Origin of the sequence: Streptomyces sp. NPDC008139 (assembly GCF_042957025.1) — a bacterium.
In the GTDB taxonomy this organism is placed as follows: Bacteria; Actinomycetota; Actinomycetes; order Streptomycetales; family Streptomycetaceae; genus Actinacidiphila.
Map to the genome: position 1 here is coordinate 195,870 of NZ_JBIBHM010000005.1, position 16,624 is coordinate 212,493.

The window sequence follows — 16,624 nt, forward strand, 5'->3', positions numbered from 1 at the left end:
TGCCCGAGAGCCGTGGCCACCCGGCGGGCGGGACGGCTCGACCGGCGGGGTGGCTCGGTGGGTGCGCTGACGTGGCTGGTGTGCCGACGCGGCGGGTGCGCTGACGTGGACGGGCACGCCTGCCCGAGAGCCGTGGCCACCCGGCGGGCGGGACGGCTCGACCGGCGGGGTGGCTCGGTGGGTGCGCTGACGTGGCTGGTGTGCCGACGCGGCGGCCGTGGCCACGCGCGGGCGGGACGGTTCGGCGGGTGCGCTGCCGTGGCTGGTGTGCCGACGCGCGGGCCGGGGCTACGCGGCCGGCGGGGGCGGTGTCGCGCCGGTGGGTATCGCGGCCGCTCCGGCGGCGCGGGCGGCGGCCACTTCGGCGGCTTCCGCCTCCTGCGTCGGGCAGCTCCGGTCCTCCTCCGAGCGGGCCTCCTCGCACTCCGTCTTGAGCCCGGCGCTGATCGCCCGGCCCGCGTCGCGCAGCGTGGCCAGCTGCTCGGGGGTCAGCACGTCGAAAAGGTGCTCGCGGACGGCCGTCACATGCCCGGGGGCCGCCGCTTCCAGCGCGGCGAACCCGGCGTCGGTGAGCGTCGCCACCCAGCCGCGCCGGTCGCAGTCGGCGGGGCTGCGCACCACCCAGCCCTGTTTCTCCAGCGCGGACACCGCGTGCGAGAGGCGGCTGCGCGAGGACTGCGAGGCCTCCGCCAGCTCGCTCATCCGCAGGCTGCGTCCGGACGCCTCCGAGAGCCGCACCAGAATCTCGTAGTAGGCCATGGGCATGCCGGACTCGCGGCGGAGCTGGCGGTCGATATACGCCGAGAACTCCACGCTCGCGGTCATATACGCACGCCAGATCTCCTGCTCGTCGTCGCTCAGCCAGCGCACATCGTCCATGCCCACCAGCATACGGGTGGTTGAACTCTCAACACCATGGCGTTATGGTGGGTGAGCGCTCAATCAAATACCCCGGTTCACCGCTCAAGGAGCCCCACATGTCCTCCCAGACCGAAGTGATCGACGGCTACGTCGCCGGCAAGTGGACGATCGACGCGGTCCACTCCGATGTCTCCTTCTACGTCCGTCACCTCGGTGTCTCCAAGGTCCGCGGCAGCTTCGACAGCTTCGAGGGCACCATCGAGACCGCCGAGAACCCGGTGGACTCGAAGGTCTCCGCGGTGATCAAGACCACCTCGGTGAGCACCAACAACGAGATGCGCGACAACCACGTCCGCAGCGCGGACTTCCTGGACGTGGAGAAGTTCCCGGAGCTGACCTTCACCTCCACCGCGATCCGCCCCAAGACCTCCGAGCTGTTCGAGGTCGACGGTGACCTGACGCTGCACGGCGTCACCAAGACCGTCACCCTCCAGCTCGAACTGAACGGCTTCGGCACGGCCCCCCAGGGCCACGCCATCGCCGGCTTCTCGGCCGCCACCGAGATCAGCCGCAGCGACTTCGGCGTGACGGGCGGCGCCGCCGGCGCGGCCGTCAGCGACAAGATCCGCATCGCCCTGGAGATCGAGGCCGCCCAGGGCTGAGGCCCCCCCGCGCCCGCTCCTCGCACGGCACGGCGGCTCGCGCCTCCGCAGCACGGCAGATCACGCGTTCTCGCGCCTTCGCACGGCGTATTTCACGGCTCCGGCCGCCTTCCGTACGGGTCACTCCGCGCGGACGGCGGCCGGAGCCGTTTCGGTTGCGGTCGGTTCAGGACGTGTAGACGCGGTGAAGACTGCCGGGAACCGGCAGTGCGACAAAGGTTCCCGGACTGCGACAATCATCGCGGGGCGGGGGAGAGCCGCACAGGGGGGAGGTGTTGGGGATGGGGGAGTTCACCGGCATCGTTCTCGGCTTTCCGACCGTCCTGTTCGGCGGGGCCTTGGTGGTCGTGGTCTGCTTCTGGCTCGTTGTGCTCCTCGGGGGGGCCGATGCCAACGGACCCGGACACCACGGCCCCGACGCCGACTTCGGGGGCGCCGGACACGGCGGCCTCGACGCACACGCGCACGACGCCCCGGACGGCGGCCACGAGGGCCACGGCGGACTCGGCGGCCTGCTGGCCGCCACGGGACTGGACGGCGTGCCCGTCACCGTCGTCTTCTCGCTGCTCACCGCCCTCGCCTGGTTCCTGAGCCTGGCCGGTTCCGCGGCGCTCGACGGCGCCGACCTGCCGGGCCTGGTGCGTACGCTGCTGTCCTTCGCCGTCCTGTGCGGCGCCGTGATCGGCTCCTGGTCACTGACCTGGGTGCTGGTCCGCCCGCTGCGACGGCTCTTCCCGCACGAACGCCCGCCCTCACGCGAGGACTTCGTCGGGCAGCCCTGCGTGATCCGCACCGGACGCGTCACCGGCGCCTTCGGCCAGGCCGAGGTCACCTCGCCGGACGGCTCCACCGCGGTGGTCCAGGTCCGGCAGAGCGGCGAGGACAGGTACGCGGCGGGCAGCACCGCACTGATCTACGCGTACGAGCCCGACGGCGAGTTCTTCTGGGTCGCGCCGTTCGACCCTTACGAACGCATCGGCCCCGCGACGGTCTGAGCGGTTCAACCCCTGAAGGCCGCGACGCCCGAAGGCTTCACCGCCTCAGGGCCGCGACGCCTCGCCGCGCCCGCCCGTCCGCACCCCCCGCCTGAACGTCCCCGCCGGCCGGACCACTTCGGCCGGTCCGCCTCGCCGCGCGGCACCACCCCGCCGTACGGCGGCACATCGTCCCTGCACCACCAGACCCGTAGAACCTGAGGATCTGCCATGGATGCCACCGCTATCGGAATCGGCGTGCTCTTCGGAGTGCTTCTGCTCATCGCCCTCGGAACGCTGTTCACCGTGAGCCGGCTGTTCCGAAAAGTCGCCCAGGGCCAGGCGTTGATCATCTCCAAGGCGAAGCACGTCGACGTCACCTTCACCGGCGCCGTCGTGCTGCCCGTCCTGCACAAGTCCGAGCAGATGGACATCTCGGTGAAGACCATCGAGATCCAGCGGACCGGCCGCGAGGGCCTGATCTGCCAGGACAACATCCGCGCCGACATCCACCTGACCTTCTTCGTCCGCGTCAACAAGACGAAGGAGGACGTGATCAAGGTCGCGCAGGCGATCGGCACCGAACGGGCCAGCCACCAGGGGACGTTGCAGACGCTATTCAACGCGAAGTTCTCCGAGGCGCTGAAGACCGTCGGCAAGCAGCTCGACTTCGTCGACCTCTACACCCACCGCGAGAACTTCCGCGACCGGATCATCCAGGTCATCGGTACCGACCTCAACGGCTACCACCTGGAAGACTGCGCGATCGACTTCCTTGAGCAGACCCCGATGACGCAGCTCGACCCGGCCAACATCCTGGACGCGCAGGGTATCCGGAAGATCACCGAGCTGACGGCGATCGAGCACGTGCGCACCAACGAGTTCCAGCGCACCGAGCAGAAGGAGATCACCCGGCAGAACGTCGACGCGCGCGAGACCATCCTGGAGCTCGAACGCCGTCAGGCCGAGGCCGAGATCAAGCAGCGCCGCGAGGTCGAGACGCTGCGCGCCAAGGAAGAGGCGGCCACCGCCCGCGTGCAGGAGGAGGAACGGCTGGGCGCGCAGGGCGCGTTCATCCGCACCGAGGAAGTGCTCGGCGTCCAGCGCGAGAACCAGCAGCGCGAGATAGCGGTCGCGCAGAAGAACCGCGAGCGGGTCATCGCCGTGGAGAACGAGCGGATCGAGAAGGACCGCGTCCTCGAAGTCATCGCCCGCGAGCGGGAGACGGAGCTGTCCCGGATCTCCAAGGAGAAGGAGGTCGAGTCCGAGCGCCGCGAGGTCGCCGACGTCATCCGGGAGCGGATCGCGGTCGACCGCACGGTGGCCGAGCAGGAGGAGTCGATCAAGGCGCTGCGGCTGGTGCAGGAGGCCGAGCGCGAGCGGCAGGCGCTCATCATCACCGCGGAGGCGCAGGCACAGGAGCAGCTCGTCAAGGACATCAAGGCGGCGGAGGCGTCCGAGCAGGCCGCGCACCACAAGGCGCGCGAGTCGCTGACCATGGCCGAGGCCCGCAAGCAGGCCGCGGAGCTGGACGCCGCCTCCAAGATCCGGCTGGCCGAGGGCATCCGGGCGGAGGCCGCGGCGGCCGGGCTCGCCGAGGTCGAGGTGCGCGAGCGCAGCGCGGAGGCGATCACCAAGGTCGGTCACGCCGAGGCCGAGGCCACCGAGGCCCGGCTCAAGGCGGAGGCGGAGGGCTCGCGGCTGCTGGCGCTCGCCAACGCCGAGGGCACGACCGCGCAGGCCAAGGCCGACGCGGCGATGATCGGCGAGAAGCTGAAGGCGGAGGCCGAGGGCCTGACGGAGAAGGCCGCCGCGATGGCGGCGCTCGACGACGCCTCGCGCGGCCACGAGGAGTACCGGCTGCGGCTCGCCGCGGAGAAGGACATCCGCATGGCCGGGCTCGACACGCAGCGCTCCATCGCGGAGGCGCAGGCGAAGGTGCTGGCCACCGGCCTGGAGCACGCCGACATCCAGATCGTCGGCGGCGACAGCGTCTTCTTCGACAAGCTGCTCGGCGCGGTCTCGGCCGGGCGCAGCGTCGACAACTTCGTGGCGAACTCCGAGACCGTCAAGACGCTCGCGGGTACCTGGCTCGACGGTTCGGGCAACAGCTTCACCGAGGACGCCACGCGCGTGCTGTCCTCGCTCGGGTCCGGTGACGTCGCCAACCTCACCGTCTCCGCGGTGCTCGGCCGTCTGATCGCCGAGGGCGGTCCCCAGGCGGGTTCGCTGAACAAACTCCTCGACCAGGCACGGTCGTTGGGCCTGGCTGACGCGCCGCTGAGCGCTCTGCGCGGTGCCGCGCCCGACGCCCAGCCCGCGGCCTCCTCGGCCAACGGCCTCGTCAAGAAGTGAGGGGGCCGGGCGTGAGCGGGGCGCAGGAGTCGCGGGGCGCGGCACCCGAGAGTTCGCCGGGCGCGGCCTCAGGGGGGCCGCGCCCGGCGGGCGGGTCAGCCGCGGGCGGGCTCGACGGGGACGCGTACGAGGTGCTGCGCGCGCGGCTCACCGCGTCCGCGCGGCTGCTCGCGGACCGGGCGGGGGCGCTCAACTCCCGCCGCCAGGAGGTGTTCGGCACCACCGAGCTGCGCCTGGACGGCACCGAGCGACTGCGCACCGCCCACCCCGCGCAGGCGGCGGACGTGGCCGCCGTCGGCCCGTACCTGCTCTTCGCCTCGAACCCGCCGGAGGTCACCTCGGTCGGCGACGTCTTCCAGGCGCTCCCGGCGGCGTCGGTCGGTGAGGGCGGTGCGAGCGGCGAGAGCCGTGCGGGCGGCGAGGGCGGTGCGAGCGGCGGCTACGCGGGTCCCGTTGGGCTGCTCGACGACCCCGTGTTCGTACGGGAGTTCGGCGAGCTGTACCGCTACTACCGGCAGACGCGGCTGCTACGGCTGCGCGTCGCCGAGGGGCGGCTGCTCGCGGTCTTCAGCACCGGGCCCGGCGTCGGCGACGTCCGCGTGGTCGGCTGGCGGGTCGCGCCCGACGGGAGCTGCGCGTACGAGGGGACCGCGCGCGAGGAGTGGGCCGACTCCGACGGCGGCGTCTACACCGTCACCTGGGCGGCCGTCACCCGCGAGGACCAGGTCGCGGGGCGCGACCCGCACCTCGCGCTGACGGCGGCAGACGGCGGCACCGTCACCGTCGCCACCTCCGGCGGCACGCTCGCCATCGGCGCCGACGAGGCGTCGTACGAGGAGCCCGTCGAGGACGCGCTCCAGGCCCTCGCGGACGCCGACGTCGCCTACGCCACCGTCGGTCCGCTGGTGCTGCTGCGCGTCCGGCCGTACCGCGAGGACGCCGACCGGCACTTCGCGGTCAACACCAGGACCGGCGAGATCGAACGGCTCGACGCCCTCGGCCAGGCGTGCCTGCGGCTCCCCGACGACCAGGGCGTGGTCTTCCCCGGCGGCTACGCGCTCGCCACCGGCGGCACCCGCGCGTACGAAACCGGCCCGGAGGAGCTGGAGTTCGAGCGGATCGTGCGGTCCGCGAACGGCGAGGACGTGCTGTACGTCTTCCTCGCCGCAGACGGCCGCCGCCTGCTGCTGCCGTACAACCTCATCCGCAAGGAGGCCGCGGCGCCGCTGCACGTCCAGGGCGCCGCGCTGTACGAGGACGGCACGCTGCTGACGCTGCGCCCGGCCGACGGCGGCGAGGCGGCCCGGGTGCACATGGTGCAGCGCTGGGAGACGCCGTTCCTGTCCGACGCCTACGCCGCCGCGCAGCCGGTGGGCGGCGGCCCGCTGGAGCGGATCGGCAACCCGGACCTGGTGCGGGCCGTCGCGGACACGCTGTCGGTGGCCCGTACCGCCCTGGCCCTGGAGGCCGCGCCCGCGCTGCCCGGCTACGAGGCGCTGGTCGGCGAGTGCGAGCGGGTGCTCGACCGCTACCACTGGCTCGGCGACATCGAGGAGGACTCCGCTTCGGGGGACGCGGCCTCCGGCGACCTGGTCGCGCCGCTGGCCCAGGTCCGCGACACCGGACGGCAGGTGCTCGCCGAGTACGCGCGGGTACGCGACCTGACCGCGCGCGCCGCGACCGCCGTCGACGAGAGCGCCGCCCGTATCGCCGTCCTCGTCCGGCAGGCGCGCGGCGAGGCCGTGAAATCCGCGGACGAGTGGGTCGAACGGCTCACCGAACTGCGGCGCGCGCAGGGCCACTTGATGTCCCTGCGCGAGATGAGGTACGTCGACGCCGAGCGCCTGGACGCGCTCACCGCGAGCCTGGCCAAGGACCTGGCGGACGCCGCGCGCCGCGCGGCGGGGTACTTCGCCGACGAGCACGCCTTCGACGGCTACCGCGACAGGGTCGCCGCGACCGCCGCCGACGCCGAGGCCATCGGGGCCGCGGCGGACGCGGCCGAGGTCGCCGCCGTCCTGGACGAGCAGGCCACCGGGCTCGCCACCGTCACCGAGATCGTCGGCACCCTGGAGATCGACGACGCGACCGTCCGCACCCGCATCCTGGCCGCCGTCGCCGACGTGCTCGGCGCCGTCAACCAGGCGCGGGCCGTCCTCGACGGCCGCCGCAGGGAGCTGGCCGCCGCCGAGTCCGAGGGCGAATTCGCCGCCGAGAGCGCGCTGTTGGCGCAGAGTGTCAGCGGGGCGCTGGCCGCCGCCGACACCCCGGAGAGCTGCGAGGAACAGCTCGGCCGGCTGCTGGTCAGGATCGAGAACCTGACCACGCGCTTCGCCGCCGACGACACCCGGCTCGCGGCCCTGGACGAGCGCCGCGAGGAGATCCACCAGACCTTCGCCGCCCGCAAGCAGGCGCTCGCCGACGAACGCGCCCAGCGCGCCCAGCGGTTGGCGGCCTCCGCCGAGCGCGTCCTGGCCGGGGTGCGGCGCCGCGCCGCCGCGCTGCCCAGCCTTGACGACGTCAACACCTACTTCGCGTCCGACCCGATGGCCGCCCAACACCGGCGGATCGCCGCGCAGTTGCGGGACCTCGGCGACCCGGCGCGGGCCGCGGAGGCCGAGGCCGCACTGGCCGCGGCCCGGCAGGACGCGGGCCGCTCGCTGCGCGACCGGCTCGACCTCTACGACGCCGACGGCACGGTGATCCGGCTCGGCCGCCACCGCTTCGCCGTCAACACCCAGCCGCTGGAACTCGCCCTCGTCCCGCACGCGGACGGCCTCGCCTTCACCATCTCGGGCACCGACTACCTCGTGCCGGTCGCCGACCCGGCCTTCGCGGCCACCCGCCGCTTCTGGGACCGCCCGGTCGTCTCGGAGTCGCCCGACCTCTACCGCGCCGAATACCTCGCCGCGACCCTGCTGCTCGACGCCCCCGGCGCTCTGACCGACATCCCCGCGCTGGTCAAGGAGGCCGCCGCGGCCCGGCTCGACGAGGGTTACGAGCGCGGTGTCCACGACCACGACGCGACACTGCTGCTGACCGCGCTGCACGAGCTGGACACGGCCGCGGGCCTGCTCCGCCACCCCGCGGCCGACCGGGCCCTGGCCCAGCTCTTCTGGACCCACGGCGCCGTCCCGGCCGCCCGCCTGGCCTGGACCACCAGGGCCCGCTCGCTGAGCAGAGCCGCGTCCGCCTTCGGGGACTCCGCCGCCGCCGTGCCCGCGCTGACCGAGCTGGCTGCCGAACTCGACTCCGCCGTACGGGACTTCGCGGCCCGTGCCGGACTCGGCCGGATCGGCGCGGTGGGGGAGGGGACGCCCGTCGGCGACTACCTGGTGGCCGAACTGGCCGCCGACCGGACCGGTTTCGTCGGCGGCGCCGAGGCGCGGGCGCTGCGGGAGCGGTTCGTCTCCGCGCTCGGCGGCGCGCAGGGCGTGCCGAACAAGGAGTTCCTCGACGACCTCGGGGCGCTCGGCGACGACCTGGGCGCGCGCTGGCAGCTCGTGACGGGCTGGCTCGGCGCCCATGCCACGAGCTCCTCGGTCTCTTCGGCCTCTTCCGTCTCTTCCGTCTCTGCCGCGGATGGTGAACTCGCCGAGGCCGCCGCCGCGTTCGTCTGTGGTCCCGACCTCGCGGTCTACGCCTCGGAGGCCGCCGTCGGCACCACCGTGACCGGGCTGCTGGGCACCCACCCCCGGATCACCGCGCGGCGGATGGCCGTACGCCTGGACGAAACCCTCACCCGTGTACGGCGGTTCAGGGCCGAGGACGTCCCCGCCTACCGCACCTACCAGCGGCACCGCACCTCCGTGGTGGCCGCCGAGCGCGACCGCCTCGACCTGGACGCCTACCGCCCGCGGCCGTTGACCGGCTTCGTCCGCAACCGGCTGCTCGACGAGGTGTCGCTGCCGCTCATCGGCGACAACCTCGCCCGCCAATTCGGCCCGTCCGGCGGCCTGTTGATGCTGATGTCACCGCCCGGCTACGGCAAGACCTCGCTCGTGCAGTACGTGGCCGCGCGGCTCGGCCTCGCCCTGGTGACCATCGACGGGCCCGCGCTCGGCACCGGCGTCACCTCGCTCGACCCCGAGCGCGCCCCCGACGCCACCTCACGCCGCGAGGTCGAGAAGATCAACTTCGCGCTGGAGCTGGGCTCCAACGTGCTGCTCTACCTGGACGACATCCAGCACACCTCGCCCGAGCTCCTCCAGAAGTTCATCACGCTGTGCGACGCGCAGCGCCGCGTCGAGGGCGCGGCGGGCACGTACGACCTGCGGGGCAAGCGGTTCGCGGTCTGCATGGCGGGCAACCCGTACACCGAGTCCGGCCGCCTCTTCCGCGTCCCGGACATGCTCGCCAACCGCGCCGACGTCTGGAACCTCGGTGACGTCCTGACCGGCAGGGAGGCGCTCTTCGCGCTGAGCTACGTGGAGAACGCGCTCACCGCCAACGAGACGCTCGCGCCGCTGGCCGGGCGCGAGCGCGGCGACCTCGAACTCCTCATCCGGCTCGCCGAGGACGACCCCACCGCCCGCGCTGACGACCTCGCCCACCCCTATCCGGCCGCCGAGCGCGAGGACATCGTGGCCGTCCTGCGCCATCTGCTGCGCGCCCGTGCCACCGTGCTGGCCGTCAACGCCGCCTATATCGCGTCCGCGGCCCGCACCGACGCCTCGCGCACCGAGCCGCCGTTCCTCCTCCAGGGCTCCTACCGCACGATGTCCCGCCTCGCCGCCCGTATCCAACCCGCCATGAACGAAGCCGAGTTGGAGGCCGTCATCGACGACCACTACCGCGCCGAGGCCCAGACCCTCGCTTCCGGCGCCGAATCCGCCCTCCTCCACCTCGCCGCCCTCCGCGACCGGCTCACCCCCGCCGAGGCGGCCCGGTGGTCCGCCATCAGGTCCGCCTACGCGGGGGGCGGTACGGCCGTGGGGTAGCGGGACGCGGTCGGCCGCGTCGGCCCACGCGGCAAATCCGGTGACGCCGGGGCCCTCCCCCCGGATACTGCCGCCCATGGACGAGGTCAATGTGGTGGTCGCCCACTCCGAGCGCGCGACCCTGCGCGTCGGCGACGTGTTCTTGAAGGTGGACGCCGATCAGGCGCGTACCGACGTCGAGGTCGAGGCGATGGCCCTGGCGCCGGTCCCGACCCCGGAGGTCCTGTGGCGCGAGCCGCCCGTGCTCGCGCTCGCCGCGGTCCGGGGCACGGCGCTCGGCCGCCTCGGTGAGCCGTCGCCCGCGTCCCCGGCCGCGTGGGCCGCGGCGGGCGCCGCCGTCCGGCGGCTGCACGACGCGCCGTTGCCGCCCTGGCCCGGCCGCCGCCGCCGCGACCCCGGCGAGTTGGCGGTGGAACTCGACGGCGAGTGCGAGGCGCTGGTGACGAGCGGTGTCCTGCCCGCCGACCTGGTCACCCGCAACCGCCGGGTCGCCGAGGCTGCGCTCCGGGCGTGGACGCCGGTGTTCGCGCACGGCGACCTCCAGATCGATCACGTCTTCGTCGACGGCGCCGAGGTCACCGGCATCATCGACTGGTCGGAGGCGGGCCGGGGCGACGCCCTCTTCGACCTCGCCACCTTGACCCTCGGACACGAGGAGCACCTCGGCGACCTCCTCGCCGGCTACGGCACCGACGTCGACCTCGACGCCCTGCGCGCCTGGTGGTCCCTGCGCGCCCTCCTGGGAGTCCGCTGGCTGACCGCCCACGGCTTCGACCCGTTCGCCCCGGGGTGCGAGGTCGACGTCCTGAAATCCCGCATGTAGCCCCGCATGTAGCCCCGTACGCAGGCCCCCGAGTCCGCCAGCCGCGCACGGCGTTCCGCCGCGCCGCGCGGTTCCCCGCGCCTGGAAAGGCGGCCCCGCGTCAGCGCGGGGTCACGGGGGGCTGAGATAGGCGTGGTAGGCGCGGAAGGAGGGGGAGGAAGGAAGGGCGCGGGAGGGCCAGCGGCGGGCGTAACGGGGCGGGTGGGCGGACGGGGGGACGAGGACGGCCACGGGTCGGGTCCTGGCAGCGGCCACCAGCCCGGAAGGGCTGATGCTGGCGTCGGGCCCACCGACCTGGCGGGACGCGCAGCCGACGTAGAAGGCCAGGGGCACGGCGTGGTCGCCGGTCAGCACGCAGGGCGGCCGTACACCGTCGTGGTGCAGCGCGACGGCGACGGACTCGTACGCTCGCCGCATCGCGCGATTGCCGGCCGCGTCGTGGACGGTCACCGACATCTGCACGGCCACGTGCCCGCACAGGGCGAGGACGACGAGGCCGCTCAGGGCGGGCCGCCACGTGAGGAGCCGCCAGAGCCCGTGGCCGACGGGGATCGCCAGCAGCGCGTACGAGGGCAGCAGGAAGCGCGGCGCCGCGTAGCCGATCAGGAAGAGGTAGGGCACGGCCAGGGACGACGCGACCAGGAGCGGGAGGAGCGCGCCGGCGCGCCGCTGGGCCCAGACGCCGAGCAGGGCAAGCGGCGGCAGCGCGAACCACCAGACGGCTGTGACGGGGTGCCGCCAGGGCACGTCGCAGGGACGGCACAGCGCGCGTCCGTCCAGCGCCCTGATCTGGTCGGCCACGGCGAAGTTCCAGCCGGTGCCGCCCTGGATGGCACTGGCCCGGCTCAGCCGTTCCGACAGGCCGCCGTACCGCGCGTACGCCTCGATCACCCACTCGCCGCAGCCGAGTACGGCGCCCGCCGCGAGCGCGGCCCACACCAGCGGGCGCCGCCCGCCGGGGACGCACAGTGCCGCCACGGCCAGCGGGGCCAGCAGCCACAAGGCGTCCGGCGGTCGCATCAGCCCGGTGACCGTCACGCCCGCGGCGAGTCCGACCGGCGCCCAGCGGTCGGCCGGGTCGCGTACCGCCCGCAGGAAGCAGCCGACGGCGGCCAGGGCCCCGTACGCGCTCCACAGGTTGGGCATCACCTGCGGTCCGTAGAACACCGTGATCCACAAGGTGGCGAACAGCCCGCCCGCGAGCGCCAGCACCGGCGCGGGCACCAGGCCGCGCCACACGCGCAGCGCGAGGAAGAGGCCGACGGCGGAGAGCACCGCCATCCACACCCGCAGCGCGGTCATCGAGGACGTCAACTCCGCCACGGGCGCGGCCAGGAAGGAGATGCCGCGGGCGCGCGGGGCGCTGAAGAACGCGGCGGGCACCGAGCCGCTGACCTGACTCGTGTAGACCGTCTCGTCCCACGCGAGGCCGGTACCCGGCACCACCAGGGCCGCTTGGAGGGCGAGGAAGCCGACGCACACGGCCCCCGCCCAGAGCGTCGCGCGCGCTGCCTCTGTTCGCTCCGGCACGCCGGGCCTCGATTCGCCGAACGGGAAGTGAGCGACTACAGGCGTGTAGACGGAAATTTCCGCCAGGGGGTTGCCTTACTCGGCGGGACGCAGGGCGTGGACCAGGGGGCGGAGTCTGGTGGCGCGGAGGCGGTCGACGGCGGGGGCGGCGCGGGGGGCCAGGAGGGAGACGGGCCAGGCGACGAGGGCGCCGACGAGGAGGCCGACGACGACGTCGTGCGGGTAGTGGACGCCGATCCAGACGCGCGAGGCGGCCATGAGGAGGGCGAGGGGGACGGCGAGGCGCAGTCCCAGGCGCCGGTCGGCGAAGAGCAGGCCGACGGCGGCGGCCGCGGCGATGGCGGAGTGGTTGCTGGGGAAGGACCAGTCGCCGAGCGCCGGACACGTCTCGACCGTGACGGTGTGCAGCGTCTGACAGGGCCGCTGCTCGTCGAAGACCGCCTTGACCCCGTCGTTGACGAGGAAGGCGACCACGACGGTGAACGGCACGGACAGCGCCGCCGCCATGGCGGCGGACCCGGCGGGGCGGGCCCGCCACCAGACGATCAGCATCAGGACGGCGAAGAGGCCGAGCCCGTAGTCGCTGAAGAAGCGGACGGTGTCGTCCACGGGCTGCGGGGTGCGCCCCGCGAGGTCGGTGATCCAGCGGTACAGGCCCGCGTCGAATTGCGAGGTCACGGGCGCTCCGGGTCAGAGGCGGCGGGGGTCTTCACGGCGGGGGCGGACGCGGCGGGTACGGCGTCGGCGTCGGCGGCCTTCGCGCCGTTGCGGCGGCTGCGCCGTACCTCCAGGACCAGCGGCGCCAGCGAGACGACCACGATCACCGCGACGATCGGCAGCAGGTACGTGTCCACGTGCGGGATCGACGAGCCGAGCCCGTAGCCGCCGAGCACCAGGCCGACGGTCCAGACGGCGCCGCCCGCGATCTGCCAGACGGTGAAGGTGCGGACCGGCACGTTCAGCGTCCCGGCGAGCGGGTTGAGCACCGTGCGCACGATGGGGATGAAGCGGGCCAGGACGACGGCCTTGGCGTGGCCGTACCGTTCGAGGAGTTCCGCGGCTCTGGCCGCGCCCTCGTGCAGCTTGGCGTTCTTCGTGCGGTTCAGCAGCGCGGGGCCGCCGCGCCGTCCGATCACGTAACCGGTCTGCGCCCCCAGCAGCGCCCCGGCCACGGCGGCGAGCAGCACCTGCCACAGCGAGAGATGCACCACATCGGAGGCGCCGGGCACGCACAGCAGCCCGGCGGTGAAGAGCAGCGAGTCGCCGGGCAGGAAGAAGCCGATGAGCAGGCCGGTTTCGGCGAACATGATGACCGCGATGCCGATGGCCCCGAAGGACGACAGCAGGGAGGTCGCGTCCAGGACGTTCACGGCCTGATCGAGCGCGGGCAGGGGCATGACGGTGGGGCCCTCCCATAATGGGTCCTGGGGTGCCGCGCGGCACCCCACCCGACTACAGTCGTGTAGTCGGTCTACAGAACTGTAGACGAACGAGCGGGAAGGGGCGATCCATGACGGAGGCCAACGCGTCGGCCCGCCGGCCTTCGGGTGAACTCGAGGCGAGCGTCCTGGCCGCGCTGTGGGCGGCCGACGGCCGCGCCCTGACCCCCGCCGACGTCCAGCGCGACCTGGGCACCGCCCTCGCGCGCACCACCGTCACCACGATCCTCGCGCGCCTCTACGAGAAGGGGTCCGTCAGCCGCACCCGTTCGGGGCGCGGCTACGCGTACCTGCCGGTCCAGGACTCGCCGGGCCTGGCCGCCCGCCGCATGCGCACCGAGCTGGACAAGTCCGGTGAGGACGACCGCGGTACGGTCCTGGCCCGCTTCGTCTCCCAGCTCGACCCGGACGACGAACGGCTGCTGCGCGAGCTGCTGGTCCAGGCGGAGGAGGACGACGGGCCGTCCCCGGCCGCCGGCCCCGCCTCGGAGGGCCGCCGCTCGTGAACCTCGCCGTCTGGGCGCCGCTGCTGCTCCCGCTGCTCGCCGTGCCCGCCGCGCGGCGGCTGGCCGACGCGCTGCCGCCGCGCGCCGCGGCCTGGCTGCTCGCCGGGTCCGCCGTCGCGCTCGCCGCGTGCAGCACCACCGCGCTGCTGCTGCTCGCCGGGGCGGGCGCCCTGCGACTCCCGCCGGTCGCCGCCTTCGCGCACTTCGTGCTGCCGGTCGTCGGCGACCAGGTGACGGTGGCTGCCGCGTGCGTCGCCGCCGTGCTGCTGGCCGCCGTCGTCACGGCGCTGGTCCGCACCTCGCGCCGCCACCTCGTGCTCGCCGCGCGGGCCCGCAGGCGCGCCGTCGCGGTCGGTACGGCGGCCGGTGACCTCACCGTTCTCCAGGACCCCGGGCCCGACGCGTACGCGCTGCCCGGACGGCCCGGCCGGATCGTCGTCACCACCGGCATGCTGCGCGCCCTCGGTCCCGCCGAGCGCGAGGCGCTGCTCGCCCACGAGCGGGCCCACCTCGCCGGGCGCCACCACATCTTCCTTGCCGCCTTCGCCCTCGCCTCCTCCTGCCACCCCGCCCTGCGCGGCCTGCGCGGGCCGCTGTCCTACGCCCTCGAACGCTGGGCCGACGAGTCCGCCGCCCTCGCCGTCGGCGACCGCCGCCTCGCCGCCCGCGCCATCGGGCGCGCCGCCCTGGCCTCCCGGCCCGGCGTCCGGCCGCACGCCGCCCTCCCGGCCGCCACCGGGCCCGTGCCGCGCCGCGTCGCCGCCCTCCTGGCCCACCCCCCGACCACCCCCCACCTCCGCGCCCGCGCCCCCCGCGCCATAGCCCTCGTGCTGGCCTCGTGCCTCGCCCTGTCCGCCGCCAGCGCCCTCCAGGCCGCCCACGACCTCCACGGCTCCATCGAAGTCGCCCAGGGCGAACGCTGACCCCTCGCCCGAGGGCCCCGGCCCTCGGGAGGTGGCCCATTTCCCGCGCACCGGCACGCGGTGACCCGTGCCTTCCGCGTTCATGCGAACGGCACCCCGGCCGGAGGAGCGCGACCGGGGTGCCGTACCGGAATCGCGGGTGGTGCCGCTGTCCGGTCAGGGTGTGCCGAGGGTCAGGAGACCAGGGCCTGCCAGGTGTCGGGGCCGACGATCCCGTCGGCGGTGCGGTCGTCGGCGCTGGGAGTCGGGGTGGGGGTGTCGGACCTGTGAGCGGCCGGTGAGCCCCGGTCCGGGCGGCGTCACCAGAACACGGACAGCACATCAACTCCTCTGCGCGCGGGCTGTGTCGACGCGCGTCAACCTCAGGGGACGGATTGGCATGGCCGCAACACATTCCGGCCCTCGGGGCCCGTACGAGTGACCGCGTACGCGCTCGGTCCGCGGGGGCCGGCGAGCGGCGCGCGCCGCGTCGGCGACCATAGATCCGTGGACGAGTTCGAGCGGGCGTATGCGGCGGCGGTGGCCGCCGGCGCGGGGGCGACGGCGGAGGAAGCCGCCGTGGACGCGGCGGCGTCGGTGCTGGCCGCCGCGGGTGAGCGGTGGGAGGGCGCGGCCGGGAAGCTGGCCGGGCGGGTGGTACGGGAGTGCGGGGCGCGCGGGTGGGAGCCGCGGGACCTCGTACGGATGGCGGGCCGGGAACTCGACGCGCGGCACGAGCGGTTGGCGCGGGCCGCAGGGGACGGCAAGGAACCCTTCCTCGCGGAGTTCGCCCGCACCGAGCGGCTCGACCGCTTCAGTACGGCGACGGCCCTCGTGGAACTGCTCTGCCTGTACGGACGCCTGCCCCGCATCACCCCCCTGACGCCGGGCCCGGCGTCGGCGCCACCGGCCACCGGCCCGCACTCCAAGATGCTCGCCCGCATCCGGGCGCTGCTGGCGAAGGCCGAGTCCACCGGCTTCCCCGAGGAGGCCGAGGCGCTGTCGGCGAAGGCCCAGCACCTGATGGCCAGGCACAGCATCGACGAGGCGCTGGTCGCGGCCACGGGAGCGCCCGGGTCGCCGGGCCGGGGCCCCGGCGCGTGCCGGATCGGGGTGGACCGGCCGTACGAGGGAGCGAAGGCCCTGCTGCTGGACGCCGTCGCGGCGGCGAACCGCTGCCAGGCGGTCTGGGCGGCCGACTTCGGCTTCTCGACGGTGGTCGGTTTCGCGACCGACCTGGAGGCCGTCGAACTCCTCTACACCTCGCTGCTCGTCCAGGCCGACCACGCCCTGCGCGGCGGCACCTCGCGCTCGCGCGACTTCCGCGAGTCCTTCCTGATCGGTTACGCGGGCCGCGTCCGCGAACGCCTGGCCGCCGCCACCCGGGAGGCCCAGGCCGAGACCGCCATCCCGTCCGCCGACCTGCTGCCCGTCCTCGCCGCCCGCGAGGTCGACGTACGCGACGCGACCCGCCGCATGTTCCCGTCCACCACCACCTCACGCCTCAAGGGCCGCGACGCCGAGGGCTGGCGCCACGGCGAGGCGGCGGCCGACCGCGCCCGCTTCTGAACCCCGGCCCACCGCTCGTCCGAGGGGAGCCCGCTTCCCCGGCCGGTGACCGCCCCCCCGCGC

General features: G+C 74.3%; 12 protein-coding genes. 8 read left to right on the forward strand and 4 right to left on the reverse strand.

Annotation, left to right across the window (positions count from 1 at the left end; translation table 11 throughout):
* Positions 1-288: 288 nt before the first annotated feature.
* Positions 289-879 carry a MarR family transcriptional regulator gene (locus ACFZBB_RS12170; protein ID WP_355336394.1) on the reverse strand — a complete coding sequence of 197 codons (591 nt, stop codon included), beginning with the start codon at positions 877-879 and terminating at the stop codon, positions 289-291.
* 98 nt (positions 880-977) lie between these two features.
* Between ACFZBB_RS12170 and ACFZBB_RS12175 the strand changes: the two genes are divergently transcribed.
* From ACFZBB_RS12175 to ACFZBB_RS12195, 5 genes are all read left to right on the forward strand, one after another.
* Positions 978-1,523, forward strand: coding sequence for a YceI family protein (locus ACFZBB_RS12175; protein WP_355336395.1), 546 nt, complete (start codon positions 978-980; stop codon positions 1,521-1,523).
* Between the two features lie 281 nt (positions 1,524-1,804).
* A complete protein-coding gene (locus ACFZBB_RS12180) occupies positions 1,805-2,518 on the forward strand; it encodes a hypothetical protein (RefSeq protein ID WP_391120449.1) in 714 nt (237 codons plus the stop codon).
* Between the two features lie 210 nt (positions 2,519-2,728).
* Positions 2,729-4,852: an SPFH domain-containing protein gene (locus ACFZBB_RS12185; RefSeq protein ID WP_391120451.1), complete on the forward strand. Its 2,124-nt coding sequence runs from the start codon at positions 2,729-2,731 to the stop codon at positions 4,850-4,852.
* A gap of 11 nt (positions 4,853-4,863) precedes the next feature.
* Complete coding sequence (locus ACFZBB_RS12190) at positions 4,864-9,792, forward strand: DNA repair ATPase (protein WP_391120453.1); 4,929 nt, start codon at positions 4,864-4,866, stop codon at positions 9,790-9,792.
* A 76-nt stretch (positions 9,793-9,868) separates the two neighbouring features.
* Entirely contained in the window at positions 9,869-10,615 is a 747-nt protein-coding gene (locus ACFZBB_RS12195; RefSeq protein ID WP_391120455.1) for a phosphotransferase, read from the forward strand.
* A gap of 111 nt (positions 10,616-10,726) precedes the next feature.
* On the opposite strand, the gene ACFZBB_RS12200 is transcribed toward ACFZBB_RS12195, so the two are convergent.
* From ACFZBB_RS12200 to ACFZBB_RS12210, 3 genes are all read right to left on the reverse strand, one after another.
* Positions 10,727-12,145 (reverse strand): hypothetical protein, encoded by a 1,419-nt coding sequence (locus tag ACFZBB_RS12200; RefSeq protein WP_391120457.1) that lies wholly within the window; start codon positions 12,143-12,145, stop codon positions 10,727-10,729.
* A 75-nt stretch (positions 12,146-12,220) separates the two neighbouring features.
* Positions 12,221-12,823, reverse strand: a complete 603-nt coding sequence (locus ACFZBB_RS12205) for a phosphatase PAP2 family protein (RefSeq protein ID WP_391120459.1) — start codon at positions 12,821-12,823, stop codon at positions 12,221-12,223.
* Positions 12,820-13,542 (reverse strand): VTT domain-containing protein, encoded by a 723-nt coding sequence (locus ACFZBB_RS12210; RefSeq protein ID WP_391120461.1) that lies wholly within the window; start codon positions 13,540-13,542, stop codon positions 12,820-12,822. Before ACFZBB_RS12210 ends, ACFZBB_RS12205 begins: the two co-directional genes overlap by 4 nt.
* Positions 13,543-13,655: 113 nt before the next feature.
* Here ACFZBB_RS12210 and ACFZBB_RS12215 point away from each other — a divergent pair, with 113 nt between their 5' ends.
* The 3 genes from ACFZBB_RS12215 (at position 13,656) to ACFZBB_RS12225 (ending at position 16,561) form a co-directional block, all read left to right on the forward strand.
* Entirely contained in the window at positions 13,656-14,090 is a 435-nt protein-coding gene (locus ACFZBB_RS12215) for a BlaI/MecI/CopY family transcriptional regulator (protein ID WP_391120463.1), read from the forward strand.
* A complete protein-coding gene (locus tag ACFZBB_RS12220) occupies positions 14,087-15,013 on the forward strand; it encodes a M48 family metalloprotease (protein ID WP_391120465.1) in 927 nt (308 codons plus the stop codon). Before ACFZBB_RS12215 ends, ACFZBB_RS12220 begins: the two co-directional genes overlap by 4 nt.
* A 486-nt stretch (positions 15,014-15,499) precedes the next feature.
* The gene (locus ACFZBB_RS12225) at positions 15,500-16,561 is read left to right on the forward strand and encodes a DUF2786 domain-containing protein (protein ID WP_391120467.1); all 1,062 of its coding nucleotides are present in this window, start codon (positions 15,500-15,502) and stop codon (positions 16,559-16,561) included.
* The last annotated feature ends 63 nt before the right edge of the window (positions 16,562-16,624 follow it).

Coding starts and splice junctions, on each gene's coding strand:
- ACFZBB_RS12180 (WP_391120449.1), top strand. CDS start 1,805: ATGGGGGAGTTCACCGGCATCGTTCTCGGCTTTCCGACCGTCCTGTTC.
- ACFZBB_RS12175 (WP_355336395.1), top strand. CDS start 978: ATGTCCTCCCAGACCGAAGTGATCGACGGCTACGTCGCCGGCAAGTGG.
- ACFZBB_RS12170 (WP_355336394.1), bottom strand. CDS start 879: ATGGACGATGTGCGCTGGCTGAGCGACGACGAGCAGGAGATCTGGCGT.
- ACFZBB_RS12210 (WP_391120461.1), bottom strand. CDS start 13,542: ATGCCCCTGCCCGCGCTCGATCAGGCCGTGAACGTCCTGGACGCGACC.
- ACFZBB_RS12195 (WP_391120455.1), top strand. CDS start 9,869: ATGGACGAGGTCAATGTGGTGGTCGCCCACTCCGAGCGCGCGACCCTG.
- ACFZBB_RS12185 (WP_391120451.1), top strand. CDS start 2,729: ATGGATGCCACCGCTATCGGAATCGGCGTGCTCTTCGGAGTGCTTCTG.
- ACFZBB_RS12215 (WP_391120463.1), top strand. CDS start 13,656: ATGACGGAGGCCAACGCGTCGGCCCGCCGGCCTTCGGGTGAACTCGAG.